Here is a 13,958-nt window from a genome sequence, read left to right on the forward strand (position 1 = left end):
CACGACATCGGACCTTTGGTGCCGACTGTGTGGATTTCGGTGCGCTGGATGACCAGAAATACACACACCTCTCACCCTGAGTGACACTTCGCGGTCTCCTCGACAGACACCGCACGAACTGGACCCGTCGATCGCGCCGGTTCTGGCTCTTCTGGCCGTTCCAGTCGTGCCGCACGCTCGGCGTCACTGCCTTTGGAACAGACGGGAGCGTGAGATGAGGATCGGTGTCCCTCGTGAAGTCAAGAACCACGAGTACCGGGTCGCGGTGACGCCTGCGGGCGTGCACGAGTTCACCTCGGCCGGGCATGAAGTGTTCGTCGAGCGCGGAGCCGGGGAAGGATCGTCCCTCCGCGACGAGGACTACGCCGCGGCCGGGGCGAAGGTGCTGGACAGCGCCGACGACGTCTGGGCGACCGGCGAGCTCGTGCTCAAGGTCAAGGAGCCGATCGCCGAGGAGTACCACCGCCTGCGGCGCGACCAGCTGCTGTTCACTTACCTGCACCTCGCCGCGAGCGAGCCGTGCACGCGGGCGCTGCTGGACGCCGGCACGACGTCGGTGGCCTACGAGACGGTGCAGCTGCCGAACGGGTCGCTGCCCCTGCTGTTCCCGATGAGTGAGGTCGCCGGGCGGCTGGCCCCGCAGGTCGGCGCGCAGACGCTGATGCGCGCCAACGGTGGACGCGGGGTGCTCATCGGCGGCGTCTCCGGGGTGGCCCCGGCGCGGGTGGTCGTACTCGGCGCCGGTGTCGCGGGGATGAACGCGGTCGCCGGCGCGGCCGGGACCTGGGCCGACGTCGTCCTGTTCGACAAGAACGTGGACAAGCTCCGCGCCGCCGACCGGATGTATCAGGGCCGGATCCGCACCGCCGCGGCGAACGCCTACTCGATCGCGGAGGCCGTGGTCGAAGCCGACCTCGTGATCGGCGCGGTGCTCGTGCCCGGCGCCAAGGCGCCGAGCCTGGTGTCGAACGAGCTCGTGTCCCGCATGAAGCCCGGCAGCGTACTCGTCGACATCTCCGTCGACCAGGGCGGCTGTTTCGAGGACACGCGGCCGACGACACACGCGGAACCGACGTTCGCCGTGCACGACTCGGTGTTCTACTGCGTCGCCAACATGCCCGGCGCTGTCCCGCACACCTCGACGTACGCGCTGACGAACGTCACGCTGCCCTACGCGCTGGAGCTGGCGAACCACGGTCTGTCCGGCGCTGTCGAGCGGTGCCCGGAGCTGCGCGGCGGGGTCAGCACGGTGGACGGACGGCTGACGTCCGCGCCGGTCGGCGAAGCGCTCGGGATCGACTCGGTCGCGTTCGGCTAGGTGGTGCGGGCCGGGATCTGAAGCTAGGTTCAGATCCCGGCCCCGTCGCCGTGAGGGAGGTGCCGTTGCCGCGAACGTTGATCGAAATCGACCGCACGTCCACCGAACCGCTCTACCGGCAGGTGCGGCGCGCCATCGAGCACGGCATCGCGATCGGCACGTTCGACCCGGCTCACCGGCTGCCGAGTTCGCGTGAGCTGGCCGCCGAACTCGGCGTTTCCCGCAACACCATCAACCTCGCCTACCAGGAGCTGGTCGCCGAAGGGTTCGTGGAGAGCCGGGAGCGCAGCGGGCTGTTCATCAACGCGGAGATGCGGCCGCACTGCGCGGTGCAGGAGCGTGGCACCAGTCCCTCCATCGACTGGAGCGCGCGGGTGCGCCGGTACCCGGACGCCGGGGTGCCGCACATCGAGAAACGCGTCGACTGGCACACCTACCCGTACCCGTTCCTCGCCGGGCAGGTGGACGTCACCGCCTTCCCGGCGCGATCGTGGACCCGGTGCCTGCGTGACGCGCTGTACCGGCCGCACGTATTCCCGAGCTTGCAGGACAGCGTCGGCTCCGACGACCCGATGCTGGTCGACCTGATCTGCCGTCAGCTGCTCACCGCGCGGGGGATCGAGGCCGACCCGTCCGAGGTGCTGATCACCGTCGGTTCGCAGCAAGGGCTCGACCTGCTCGGCCGCGCGCTGCTCGGCCAGGACAGCGTCGTGGCGATGGAGAACCCGGGGTACCTCGACGCCCGGCACATCTTCCTGCGCACCGGAGCCGGGTTGCGCGGCGTCGATGTCGATCAGAGCGGCCTGCGCCCGCCGGAGACACTCGACGGCGTCGACCTGCTCTATCTCACCCCGAGCCACCACCACCCGACGAACGCGACGTTGAGCATCGGCCGCCGCCGTCGCCTGCTCAGCCTGGCCGCGAGCGCGGGCACGGTGCTCGTCGAGGACGACTACGACAGCGAGTTCCGGTATCACGGCAGCCCGACGCCCGCACTCAAGGCGCTCGACGGCACCGGTGACGCGATCTACCTCGGCACCTTCTCCAAGTTCCTCTCACCCGGCCTGCGGCTGGGCTACCTGGTCGGACCGCGCGAACTGGTGCGGGAGCTGCGGGAGATCCGGCGGTACGTGCTGCGGCATCCGCCCGGTCACCTCCAGCGGGCGCTGGCGTTGCTCATCGACAGCGGCGAGTACCACCGTTCCCTGCGGCGATACCGCACGAAACTCATGCGGAAATGGGAGGCGACCTGCGCCGCGGTCACCGAGCACCTGCCCTGGGCGCAGACGGCGTACCCGCCCGGCGGGGTCAGCCTCTGGATGACCGGACCGTCCGGACTGGACTGCCGGGCGCTGATGGAGCGCGCCGAACGCGACGGCGTCCTGATCGAACCCGGTGACATCTTCTTCGTCGGGGACGACCCGCCGCGCAACCACTTCCGGATCGGCTTCGCGGCGGTGCCGTTGCGCGACATCGATCCCGGCATCCGGCTGCTCGGCGAGGCCTGCCGCGACCTGCTCGGCGGCTGAGGAGACAACTGGTACCACCGCACCGGACCGTTCTGGACCTGTTCAGGCGGCCAGATGTGCCGCACTGTCTGGTGATCCTTCGTGAGCCAGGCAACGTCGCCAGGAGGTCCGTGTGCAGGAATCCCTTCGAGAAGAACCCGCCGCCGATTTCGTCGCCCTCGGGGGCACCGTGCTCGCCTTGGATCCGGCGGGGAGACGGGTCCGTGCGCTGGCCGCGACCGGCGGGCGGATCACCGCGCTGGGTTCCGAGCGTGAGATCTCCGGGTTGATCGGCCCGGAGACCACCGTGCTCGACCTGGCCGAGCGCACGGTGATCCCCGGTTTCGTCGAATCCCACAACCATCCGGCGTTCTTCGGGATGACCCTCGCCGCACCGGTCGACGCCGGCAGCCCGCCCAACGACACCATCGCCGACATCGCGGGCCGGGTCGCCCAGGCGGCCAAGGAGCTGGGGCCGGGGGAGTGGATCCGGGGTTTCCGTTACGACGACACCCTGCTCGCCGACGGCCGTCACCCGACGCGCGCGGACCTCGACCCCGTCTCCGGCCGGAATCCCGTGGTGCTGACCCACGTTTCCGGGCATTTCTGCACCGCGAACTCACTCGCCCTGCGTGAAGTCGGGATCACCGCCGAGACGCCGGACCCGCCCGGCGGGCTCATCGTGCGTGACGCCCGCGGCGAACCGACCGGCGTGCTCGTCGAGACGGCGGCCTTCCTGGTCACGTCGCGGCTGCCCGGGCAGAGCGCGGGCGAACTGGCCGAAGCCCTGCTCCTGGCGGACGAGGAATATCTCGCCAACGGCGTGACTTCCGTGCACGACACCGGTATCGGGCTCATCGGCGGAGCGGCGGAACTGGAGGCGTACGCGCTGCTGCGGCGGGCGGGGAAACTCCGCGTCCGGGTGCGCGGCTACCTGTTCCACGATCTGCTTCCCGGCCTGGCCGAAGGAACCCCGGAAGCGCCGGACACCGGCGGCGCGGACGACAAGTTCGCGATGACGGGGGTGAAGATCGTCGCGGACGGGTCGATCCAGGGCAAGACGGGATGCCTCGCGGAGGGCTACACCTGCGACCCGGACGAGCACGGCATGATGCTGCTGGAACCCGCCGAACTCGGCCGCCGGATCGCCGCACTCGACGCGGCGGGCTGGCAGGTCGCCGTGCACGGAAACGGGGACGCGGCGATCGACGCGATCATCGACGGCTACTCCCGGCTGGGCTCGCCGACGGGAACCGGCAGGCGGCACCGGATCGAACACTGCCAGACGGTGCGCGAAGACCAGCTGGACCGGATGGCCGCCCACGACGTCCTCGCGTCGTTCTTCGTCAAGCACGTCTATTACTGGGGAGACCGGCATCGCGACGTCTTCCTCGGCCCCGAACGGGCGCGCCGGATCAGCCCGCTCGTCTCGGCCCGCTCGCGCGGAATCCACTTCGGCCTGCATTCGGACACCCCGGTGACGCCGGTGCCGCCGCTGGAAGGGATCTGGTGCGCCGTGCGCCGCGTCACCAGACAGGGCAAGGTGCTCGGTCCCGAACAGGCCGTCGACGTCGACGCCGCGTTGCGCGGCTACACGATCGACGCGGCGTACCTGGCGGGGGAGGAGAACCTCAAGGGCAGCTTGGAGATCGGGAAACTCGCCGATCTCGCGGTGCTGTCCGGTGATCCCACCACGATCGACCCCGACCGGATCCGTGAGCTGACCGTGGAAGCCACCGTCAGCGGCGGCGAGGTCGTCTGGCGGCGCGAGACGGCGGGAGTGACTCGATGATCCGCAGCTGGCCCAGTGTCCTCATCGGACTGTTCGTCCCCGCTTTCGCCCTGCTGGTGGGAATCCTGGTGCTGTCGGGATCGACGGGGTCGGTACTGGGCGTCCCGGTGCTGTTCTTCTGGGTGTTCTGCTGCTGCCCGCTGACCACCCTGTGCCTGTGGATCAGCTGGCGTTTCTTCGACCGCGCCCACTACCCGGAGGACGACTGATGCTGATCGCGATCGTGGCGGTGGTGATGGCGGGCTCGATCGGGCTCGCGGTGTGGGCCGGACGGTCCACGCGCGGCGGCGGGATCTCCGAGTTCCTCGTCGGCGGCCGCTCGTTCCCGGCGTGGCTGGTGTACTTCCTCGCGGTCGGCGAGGTGTACAGCATCGGGACGATGATCGGGTTCCCGAGCGGGATCTACGCGCACGGCGCGAGCTACGGGATCTGGTTCATCGGCTACATCCTGCTCGCGTACTCGCTGGGCTACTTCCTGGCCCCGCTGGCGTGGCGGGCGGCGAAACGGTACGACGCGATGACCGTGCCCGACGTGTTCGGACGGCATTTCGGCAGCAGGCGGCTCGAGCTGATCACCTGTGTCACGATGCTGATCGCGCTGGTCCCGTGGGGGCAGTACCAGTTCATCGGTCTCCAGGTGGTGCTGAGCAATCTGGGGCTGCGGCTGGATCCCGTGCAATGCGTGGTGCTGGCTGGCATCGTGGCGTTCGTCTACATCGCCGTCTCCGGGGTGCGGTCGCCCGCGTTCGTGTCGATCCTCAAGGATCTGTTCATGCTGCTCGGCGTCGTGCTCGTCGGAGTGGCGGTCGTACTCGCCGCCGGCGGCACCGCCAAGGTCAGCGGACCCGAGGTGCTCAGCGCGGCGCAGACCACCATGGGCGGTTCGGAACTGACGTTCGCGATGACGACGATCCTGTTCCAGAGCACCGTGTTCTACCTCGGTTTCGGTGGCGCGTACGTGTTCCCGGCCCGGTCCGAACGCGCGGTGAAGAGCTCGACCGTGTGGATGCCGCTGTACATGCTGATCTACCCGTTCCTGGTGCTGGCCGCCTACTACGGCGTGCGCGCGCATCCGGACCTGAAGAACCCGAACACGGTGTTCATGGTGACGGCCAAGGGTTTGCTGCCCGACTGGCTGCTCGGTCTCGTCGCCGCGGGCGCCGCACTGTCCGGTGTCCTGGTCCTCGCCGCGACCGCGCTCACCATCGGCGGCATGGTCTGCCGCAACCTCGCGCCGAACATCCCGACCGCCGCGCAACGACGGTGGACGGTCGTCGCGGTGGCGAGTTTCCTGGTCCTGGCGGCGGTCCTGACCCTCGTCGCGTCGACGTTGATGCTCACCATCCTGAACCTGACCTACAACCTGCTGGCCCAGGTCGTCCCCGGCTGGCTCGCGATCCTGTTCGTGCGCCGGGTGCGGACGGCCGCGGTGGCCGCCGGGATGATCACCGGGGTGCTCGCCGCGATCGTCCTGTATGTCACCGGCGCGACGTTCGGCGGGTTCAACGCGGGCCTGGTGTCGATGGGGCTGAACGTGGCCGTGGTGGCGGTCTGGAGCCTGGCGTCGCCGGACAAGGCGCGGATGCCGGTGGCGCTGTCTCCCGAAAGCGTCCCGGCCCCGGCGGCGGTGCCGTCACTCAGCCCGTGATTGAAGACCGATCATGCGTGATTGAAGACCGAACTCGCGTGCTTGGAGGCGGATCTTCCGGCTAGCTCGATCGCGCCCGCCACGAACGCAAGGCGAGGCGCCGCACCGGGGGAGGCGCCGTGGCTTCTTCGGCTACCCGGCTCCCGTACACCGCCTTCGCGACCGAAAGTTTCGACTCCCGGCACCGCCTGAGGACGTGCGGCGGGAACCCGGTACCGGTCGGCCGGTCCGGTGTCCCGCCCGCCTCGGCGTCGAATGACGTCCAGCCCGAACCGAGGTCGATCAGGCTTTGGTGCTTGGTCGTGTAGTACCCGCGCGACACGCTGACCGCGAGACCGGTCGCGCCCGCCGCCGCGGCGAGAAGGTGCGGGTGGTAGCGGCTGGAGATCCAGGTCTGGCCTGGCGCCACCGGCAGGCCGTGGCGCCAGATGTCGCGGAACGGATGGAATTCCGCGCCGGCGAGCTCGTGTTCCAGCAGCGCCGGAACGGCACGGTCGATCCGGGGAATCCCTTCGACGACCGCGATTTGTTCCGGGTGCACCTCCCACGATCGCAACAAGCCCAGCACCCGGGCGGCCAGCGCGGACGGCTCGAAGGTGCCGATGTCGGACTGCACGCACAGCACGAATTCGCGCGCGTGCGCGACGGGCGGCTGGTCGTGGGGTTCGAGGAAGACGTCGTCGACTGTCCGGACGACCCCGGGGAGGAGTTCGGCCGACGGATCGTCACGGACGTCGACGACGTCGAAGCGGTCGGCCAGCGAGCGGAGAAGATCGGTGGCACCGGCGGGGAACGGCGTGAGCCCCTGCCCGGTCATGGCCGTGCGGGCGCCCGATCGCCGGGCGGCGGCCGCGGCACCCGCGATCAGCCCGATGTGCCGAGGCCACAGCGCGTTGAGATACCCGCCGCCGATCAGGTGCACCACGTCGGTCCGGCCCAGCAGGCCGATGCCCGCGTCCCACCGCGGCGCGAGACCGGGATCGTCCACCGCCGACTGCACCCAGCGCGCCACCTCCCACGGATCGTCGGACGGCGCCTCACCGCACAGCCGCCACAGGGTGTCCGTGCAGCGCAGGCGCGGGTGCAGATCGTTCAGCAGCAGTTGAGCGGGCCCCGGCGAGTGGGTGTCGAGCCAGACGTCGGCCTCCGGCTCGGTCCTGGCCAGATACCGCAACCACGTCGCCGCGATCAGCTCGTCGCCGAAATTGGGAAAACCGCTCGGACCGATCAGGTAGTGACGGCGGCGGGGTCCGTCGAAGGTCACTGGGCGACGGTGATCTGCGTGTCCAACGCCTTGTCGCCCTGTGCCTTTTCGTTACCGGTCGCTTCGCTCTTGACGCGATCCTTGGCCACGCCCGCTCCTTCGAAGGCGGCGCTGATGGCTTCGGCGCGTTTTTCGGAGAGTGCCTTGGACTTTTCCGCGTCGGGGTAACCCGCGTGAGTGGCGACGGCGATCTTGACGTCGTTGCCCTGCATGGCCTTGGCGATCTCGCCGAGCGCCGACTTGCTCTTCTCGGACAGCTCGGCGCTTTCCGTGGTGAACATGACCGGTGACTGCTGGAGCGCCTGCTGGATCGCCGCGGTCACCTTCTGGGCCGCCTCGCCGCCTGCCTGACCCGCGTCCCCGGTGCCCGCTCCCGATGACGTGTCGGCTCCGGTGCCGGAGGACGACGCGGCCGGCGCGCTTGAAGCGTTTCCATTCGCGCCATTTGTTCCGGCCGCACCGTTTTCGCCCTCGGAGCCGCATGCGGCGACCAGGCCGGCCACGATCGCCACACCCGCCACCGTCCGGGCAATTGTCCTGCGCATGAGGTTCGAACTCCTTTTGGCTGTCTCCGCATTGGCTGACGCCAGGGATACGAACACGAAAGAGCTAAAAGCGCCAATCGTGGCCGGGCGAACGGACGGCAAGACCACCCGACTGAGCTACCTCGGTGGTTGGTCCTTCACGGTGGTCGAGGCAGGTTTCCTTACCTGGAAAGGGTAAATGAGGTGAAATCGCGGAAACTCACCCAGCCGTCCGCCTCAGGTTGCAGGACGGCGTCGATGGCCTTTGATGGAGATACGCGTCGATCTTCGGCGCCCAGTGAATACGAGGAGTTCTGATGGGTATCGACTTCGAAGGCATGAAGGACAAAGTGAGCGGGGAGCACGTCGACAAGGCCGCCGATTTCGCGAAATCCCGCTTCGGTGAGCACTCCGACAAGATCGACACGGCCGCCGACAAGGCGAAGGATTACCTCGGCGACTCCGGTGACCAGCAGCAGGGCGAGCAGCAGCAGGACTCACCCCCGGGTCAGTAGCCCGAGGACGTCCCGGAACGGGGCGTACCCCGAGGTGACCGAAGTGTCGAGTACCCGCGAGCGGCGGTAGAACGGGCTGAGGTCGAGCCCGACGCCGACTCCGCGGATCTCGACGGTACTTTCCTGACGCCGCAAGGTTTCCCGGAGATGTTCGTCCAGGTAGTGCGGATCGTTCGCCAGGCTCGTCGCGGTGTCCATGGGACTGCCGTCGGAGAGGACGAGCAGGATCCGGCGCGCTTCCGTTCTCGCGCGCATCCGGTCGCAGGCCCAGGCCACCGCCTCGCCGTCGACGCCTTCCCGGAACAGATCGGCCTTCAGCAGGGCCGCGAGATCCGGGCGTGCCCGGCGCCAGGGAGTTTCGGCGTCCTTGAACACGAGGTGGAGCCGTTCGTTGAGCCTGCCGGGATGCCGTGGCCGTCCCGCTCGCCTCCAGTCCCGTCCGGGCAGCCCCCCGTTCCAGGCGCCGGTCGTGAAGCCGAGTACTTCGCAGGTCGCACCGGCGAGTTCGAGCGAACGCGCGAAGAGATCGACCAGCGCGGCGACGGGTTCCGCGTGCGCGGTCATCGAACCCGAGCAGTCGAGCAGGAACGTCACGAGCGTGTCCGCCACCGGTTCGATCCGCTCGGTGCGGAAGATCCGTCGTTCGGTGGGGGAGCTGATCAGCTGCGCCAGGGTGCGGCCGTCGAGGTGGCCTTCCTCCTGCCCGCCGTCCCAGCCGTCGCGCGCGGGCTCGGCGAGCACCGCCTTGAGGTCGCGAGCCAGCCGTCCCGGGCTGACACCTTGCCTCCCGACGCGCCTGTCGAGCCGTTCGCGGAGTCCGGTCAGCTGCCCGGGGCGCACCAGGTCCGACGCACGTCGTTCGCGGTCGTACGCGGTGGTGTAGACCCGGTACGCCGCCCCGGATTCGCCCAAGGTCCGGCTGGTCCCGGCGGTCGCGGAAGGGATCTGCTCGCTGAGGCTCGTGTCGAAGTCGAGCACGAGGCTGAACCGCGGGTCGGTGGGATCGCCGTCGTCCTCGGCCTCCCGCTCGGTCCCGGCGAGCAGGACGCCCACCGTCCGGGCGATCCCCAGCGCGTGGCCGGCGAACGCCTCCTGGTCCATCCGGTGCCGCCGCAGCCCGGCGAGGTCGTGGCCGAGCGACGGCGCCAGCGCGAACCTGGTCGCCTCGATGAGGTCCTCGGTCTCCTCGACCACGGGTTCGCCGGTGATCCGCGACCGGCAGATCTGCGCGACCGTGTACAGCGCCAGGCCGCGGGCGGTCTCGGTCAGCCCGGACCGACGGAACTCCAGCGACCAGCGGACGTGCCGGAGGCGCAGGTTCCGCCGCATCCCCGGCAGTTCCGCGGGCGGGAGCGACTCGACACGGAACTGTTCCAGCAGCTCGAAAATTCCGCGCTCGGCCGGATCGGCGGGGCACAGGCGCCGGTGCAGGGCGGCGTCCGAGACGGTCAGGCGCAACGCCATGCCGTCCGCGATCCCGCGTGAGGACAACAGATCGTCGTCGGCGGCCTGCCGCAGATGCGGCGCGTGCAGGGGCAGCGGTTCGCGTCCCCGATGCAGCCGCCGCGCCCGGAAATGCAGGGCCGGATCGCCGCTGAGCGCCCGGACCGCGGCCGCGCACAACTCCTCGACCTGATGACGGCGCCGGGTTTCCGCCTGTCCGGCGGTCATGCCGAGAGCAAGTGGAGTTCGTCGTCGAAGCACCGCTGGAAGTACTCCGCCACGATGGCACGCTCGGCTTCGTCGCACTTGTTCACGAAGGACAGCTGGAACGCCGTCGCCGGATCGCGGAAGATCTCGATGTTCTCCGCCCAGGTGATAACCGTGCGAGGGGACATCAAAGTGGACAGGTCGCCTGCCTGGAAACCCTTGCGGGTCAAGGCGGCGACCGCGACCAGGGATGCCGCCAGCGCTTCGGGAACACTCGGCACCCGTGCTCGCACGATCGCGATCTCTTCGGCTGCGGGCAGGTAGTTCAGCGACGCCACGATGTTCCAGCGGTCGATCTGCGCGTGGTTCAGCCGCTGCGCGCCGTGATAGAGCCCATTGAGGTTGCCGAGACCGACCGTGTTGGCGGTGGCGAACAGCCGGAAGGACGGATGCGGGCACAGGACCCGGTTCTGATCGGTGAGGGTGAACTTGCCGTCGCGTTCGAGGACCCGCTGGAGCACGAACATCACGTCCGGGCGGCCGGCGTCGTATTCGTCGAGGACCAGCGCGACCGGCCGCTGCAGCGCCCACGGGAGGATGCCCTCCTGGAACTCGGTGACCTGCTTGCCCTCGCGCAGCACGACGGTGTCGCGGCCGACGAGGTCGAGGCGATTGAGGTGGCCGTCCAGGTTGACGCGCACGCACGGCCAGTTGAGCCGCGCGGCGACCTGCTCGATGTGGGTGGATTTGCCGGTGCCGTGCAGACCCTGCACCAGCACGCGGCGGTCGCGGGTGAACCCGGCAAGCAGGGCCAGCGTCACTTCCGGGTTGAAGCGGTACGCCTCGTCGATCTCGGGGACGTGCTCGTCGCGTTCACGGAACGCGCCGACGACCAGATCCGAATCGATGCCGAAGACGTCGCGCACCGGGAGCCGAAGCTCGGGGACCATGAGAACTCCTTACGACGGAACACTTTCCGGTTCGGACCCGCCCTCGGCGTCGACGCGGCTGATCGCCTCGGCCGCGCGCTGGAGCGCCGGGAGCGTTTGCAGCGCCTTGTCCGGGGTCAGCCGCATGACCGGCGCCTGCACGGCGACGCAAAGGTTGGCGCGACCCGGGACGAGGACCGCGACGCAGACCAAGCCGGGCAGGAACTCCTCGTCGTCGAGCGCGAATCCGTCACGGCGGATGCGGGTGAACTCGGCTTCGAGCGCGTCGAGGTCGGTGAGGGTCTTGTTCGTGTACTGCTTGAGTGGTGCGTGCGCGAGCAGTTTCCGCCGCTGCGCGGGCTTCATCTGCGCGAGGATCATCTTGCCGCTGGCCGAACAGTGGATCGGGACGCGTGAGCCGGGCCGGAGGTAGAACCGCAGCGGTTCCGGGGTCTCCACGCGGTCGAGGTACACGATTTCGTTGCCCGACAAGGTGGTCACGTTGCAGCTCTCGCCGAGTTCGTCGACGAGATGGCGCAGGACGGCGTGCCGGGCGCCGTGGTGGGTCGCGTTGAGGAGCAGGTTCTCCGCGAGCTGCCGCAGCCGGTGGCCGGTGCCGTAGTGGCGGCCGTCGGCCTGGCGGACGAGCAGGCCCGCGCCTTCGAGCTGCTGGAGCATGCGGTGCAGGGTCGGTTTCGGCAGGCCGGTCTCTTCGACGAGGCCCTGCAGGGAGACCAGCTGATCCTTGGCGGCGATCAGCTCGAGCAGGGAGAACAGCCGGATGGTCGGCGTGTCCCCGTTGATCGGCTCGGGTTCGCGAAGCAGCTCCATGTTCCGAAAAGTAGCACATGGCGTCTCGATTTTCAGAATCCGACGTTGACCCTGGGCGTCAGCCGTCCTATCGTCGAGCGCATCCTGATTTCAGGAACGCCACGTATCGTTTTTTGTAAATATCGCCTGTCGAAGGAGCGGAACATGACGGAACGGAAGACGGGTGACGGCCGCGCGGTCGTCAGCGGCCGGAAGAAGATGACCCCGTCCGAGGCCTTCGTCGAGACGCTCGTGGCCAACGGCGTCACCGACATCTTCGGCATCATGGGGTCGGCGTTCATGGACGCGATGGACATCTTCGCGCCGGCGGGCATCCGGCTGGTACCGGTCGTGCACGAACAGGGCGCCGGGCACATGGCCGACGGCTACGCCCGGGTGAGCGGCAGGCACGGCGTCGTCATCGGCCAGAACGGCCCCGGCATCAGCAACTGCGTGACCGCGATCGCCGCCGCCTACTGGGCGCACAGCCCGGTCGTCATCGTGACCCCGGAGGCGGGCACGATGGGCACCGGCCTCGGCGGTTTCCAAGAGGCCAACCAGCTGCCGATGTTCCAGGAGTTCACCAAGTACCAGGGGCACGTCAACAACCCGAAGCGGATGGCCGAGTACACCGGCCGCTGCTTCGACCGGGCCCACTCCGAACTCGGCCCGACGCAGCTCAACATCCCGCGTGACTTCTTCTACGGCGAGATCGAGGCCGAGATCCCGGAGCCCGCCAGGCTCGATCGCGGCCCCGGCGGGGAGCGGAGCCTCGACGAAGCCGCCGCCCTGCTGGCCACGGCGGAGTTCCCGGTGATCATCTCCGGCGGCGGCGTGGTGATGGCCGACGGCGTCGAGGAGTGCAAGGCGCTCGCCGAACGCCTCGGCGCGCCGGTGGTGAACAGCTACCTGCACAACGACTCGTTCCCGGCGAGCCACCCGCAGTGGTGCGGACCGCTGGGCTACCAGGGTTCCAAGGCCGCGATGAAGCTGATCTCCCAGGCGGACGTCGTGATCGCGCTCGGCTCGCGGCTCGGCCCGTTCGGCACGCTGCCGCAGCACGGGATGGACTACTGGCCCAAGGACGCGAAGATCATCCAGATCGACGCGGACCACAAGATGCTCGGACTGGTCAAGAAGATCACCGTCGGCATCTGCGGTGACGCCAAGGACGCGGCGGTCGCGCTGACCCGGCGGCTTCAGGACCGGACCCTGGCGTGTGACTCCACCAGGGACGCCCGCGCGGCGAAGATCAAGGCTGAGAAGGATGAGTGGGAGGCCGAACTCGACGCCTGGACCCACGAGAACGACCCGTTCAGCCTCGACATGATCGCGGAGCAGGAGACCGAGGAAGGCAACTGGCTGCACCCGCGGGAAGTGTTGCGGGAACTGGAGAAGGCCATGCCGCCGCGGGTGATGGTGTCGACCGACATCGGGAACATCAACTCGGTCGCGAACAGCTATCTGCGCTTCGAGGAACCACGCAGCTTCTTCGCTCCGATGAGCTTCGGCAACTGCGGGTACGCGCTGCCGACCATCATCGGCGCCAAGGCCGCGGCGCCCGACCGGCCCGCGATCTCCTACGCCGGTGACGGCGCGTGGGGGATGAGCATGGGCGAGATCATGACCGCGGTCCGCCACGACATCCCGGTCACCGCCGTGGTGTTCCACAACCGACAGTGGGGCGCGGAGAAGAAGAACCAGGTCGACTTCTACAATCGCCGGTTCGTCGCGGGCGAGCTGGAAAGCGAGAGCTTCGCCGGGATCGCGAAGGCGATGGGCGCGGAAGGCGTCGTCGTGGAGAAGCTCGACGAGGTCGGCCCCGCGCTGCGGCGCGCCGTCGAGGCGCAGATGAACGAGGGCAAGACCACCGTCGTCGAGATCATGTGCACCCGCGAGCTGGGCGACCCGTTCCGCCGCGACGCGCTGTCCAAGCCCGTGCGGTTCCTGGAGAAGTACAAGGACTACGTGTAGGTCGCTTGCGCGTGAAGGCCCCCTTC

12 protein-coding genes are annotated in these 13,958 nt (G+C 68.9%); 7 read left to right on the top strand and 5 right to left on the bottom strand.

What is annotated here, in order from left to right; translation table 11 throughout:
- Positions 1-214: 214 nt before the first annotated feature.
- The 5 genes from ald to CFP71_RS29145 all read left to right on the top strand — a co-directional run bounded on the left by ald (position 215) and on the right by CFP71_RS29145 (position 6,266).
- Positions 215-1,318, top strand: a complete 1,104-nt coding sequence (gene ald / locus CFP71_RS29125; RefSeq protein ID WP_093937144.1) for an alanine dehydrogenase — start codon at positions 215-217, stop codon at positions 1,316-1,318.
- 65 nt (positions 1,319-1,383) lie between these two features.
- Positions 1,384-2,847, top strand: coding sequence for a MocR-like pyridoxine biosynthesis transcription factor PdxR (gene pdxR / locus CFP71_RS29130; RefSeq protein WP_093937168.1), 1,464 nt, complete (start codon positions 1,384-1,386; stop codon positions 2,845-2,847).
- A 112-nt stretch (positions 2,848-2,959) separates the two neighbouring features.
- On the top strand, positions 2,960-4,618 hold the full coding sequence (locus CFP71_RS29135; RefSeq protein WP_093937145.1) for an amidohydrolase: 1,659 nt from the start codon (positions 2,960-2,962) through the stop codon (positions 4,616-4,618).
- Positions 4,615-4,827: a DUF3311 domain-containing protein gene (locus tag CFP71_RS29140; RefSeq protein WP_093937146.1), complete on the top strand. Its 213-nt coding sequence runs from the start codon at positions 4,615-4,617 to the stop codon at positions 4,825-4,827. Before CFP71_RS29135 ends, CFP71_RS29140 begins: the two co-directional genes overlap by 4 nt.
- On the top strand, positions 4,827-6,266 hold the full coding sequence (locus tag CFP71_RS29145) for a sodium:solute symporter family protein (RefSeq protein WP_093937147.1): 1,440 nt from the start codon (positions 4,827-4,829) through the stop codon (positions 6,264-6,266). Before CFP71_RS29140 ends, CFP71_RS29145 begins: the two co-directional genes overlap by 1 nt.
- Before the next feature lie 61 nt (positions 6,267-6,327).
- Here the strand turns inward: CFP71_RS29145 and CFP71_RS29150 are convergent, their stop codons facing one another.
- The gene (locus CFP71_RS29150) at positions 6,328-7,530 is read right to left on the bottom strand and encodes a polysaccharide pyruvyl transferase family protein (RefSeq protein WP_093937148.1); all 1,203 of its coding nucleotides are present in this window, start codon (positions 7,528-7,530) and stop codon (positions 6,328-6,330) included.
- Positions 7,527-8,042, bottom strand: coding sequence for an OmpA family protein (locus tag CFP71_RS29155; protein ID WP_093937169.1), 516 nt, complete (start codon positions 8,040-8,042; stop codon positions 7,527-7,529). Before CFP71_RS29155 ends, CFP71_RS29150 begins: the two co-directional genes overlap by 4 nt.
- A 329-nt stretch (positions 8,043-8,371) precedes the next feature.
- Here CFP71_RS29155 and CFP71_RS29160 point away from each other — a divergent pair, with 329 nt between their 5' ends.
- Positions 8,372-8,569 carry an antitoxin gene (locus CFP71_RS29160; RefSeq protein WP_093937149.1) on the top strand — a complete coding sequence of 66 codons (198 nt, stop codon included), beginning with the start codon at positions 8,372-8,374 and terminating at the stop codon, positions 8,567-8,569.
- Here the strand turns inward: CFP71_RS29160 and CFP71_RS29165 are convergent.
- Genes CFP71_RS29165 through CFP71_RS29175 form a run of 3 tightly spaced genes read right to left on the bottom strand, consistent with a single transcriptional unit; the run spans position 8,552 to position 11,979 of the window.
- On the bottom strand, positions 8,552-10,240 hold the full coding sequence (locus tag CFP71_RS29165; protein ID WP_093937150.1) for a cobaltochelatase CobT-related protein: 1,689 nt from the start codon (positions 10,238-10,240) through the stop codon (positions 8,552-8,554). The genes CFP71_RS29160 and CFP71_RS29165 overlap by 18 nt on opposite strands.
- Positions 10,237-11,169 carry an AAA family ATPase gene (locus CFP71_RS29170; RefSeq protein WP_093937151.1) on the bottom strand — a complete coding sequence of 311 codons (933 nt, stop codon included), beginning with the start codon at positions 11,167-11,169 and terminating at the stop codon, positions 10,237-10,239. Before CFP71_RS29170 ends, CFP71_RS29165 begins: the two co-directional genes overlap by 4 nt.
- A gap of 9 nt (positions 11,170-11,178) precedes the next feature.
- The gene (locus tag CFP71_RS29175; protein ID WP_093937152.1) at positions 11,179-11,979 is read right to left on the bottom strand and encodes an IclR family transcriptional regulator; all 801 of its coding nucleotides are present in this window, start codon (positions 11,977-11,979) and stop codon (positions 11,179-11,181) included.
- A gap of 144 nt (positions 11,980-12,123) precedes the next feature.
- Here CFP71_RS29175 and xsc point away from each other — a divergent pair, with 144 nt between their 5' ends.
- Complete coding sequence (xsc, locus tag CFP71_RS29180) at positions 12,124-13,932, top strand: sulfoacetaldehyde acetyltransferase (protein ID WP_093937153.1); 1,809 nt, start codon at positions 12,124-12,126, stop codon at positions 13,930-13,932.
- Positions 13,933-13,958: the final 26 nt, after the last annotated feature.

Origin of the sequence: Amycolatopsis thailandensis (assembly GCF_002234405.1) — a bacterium.
Lineage (GTDB): Bacteria > Actinomycetota > Actinomycetes > Mycobacteriales > Pseudonocardiaceae > Amycolatopsis > Amycolatopsis thailandensis.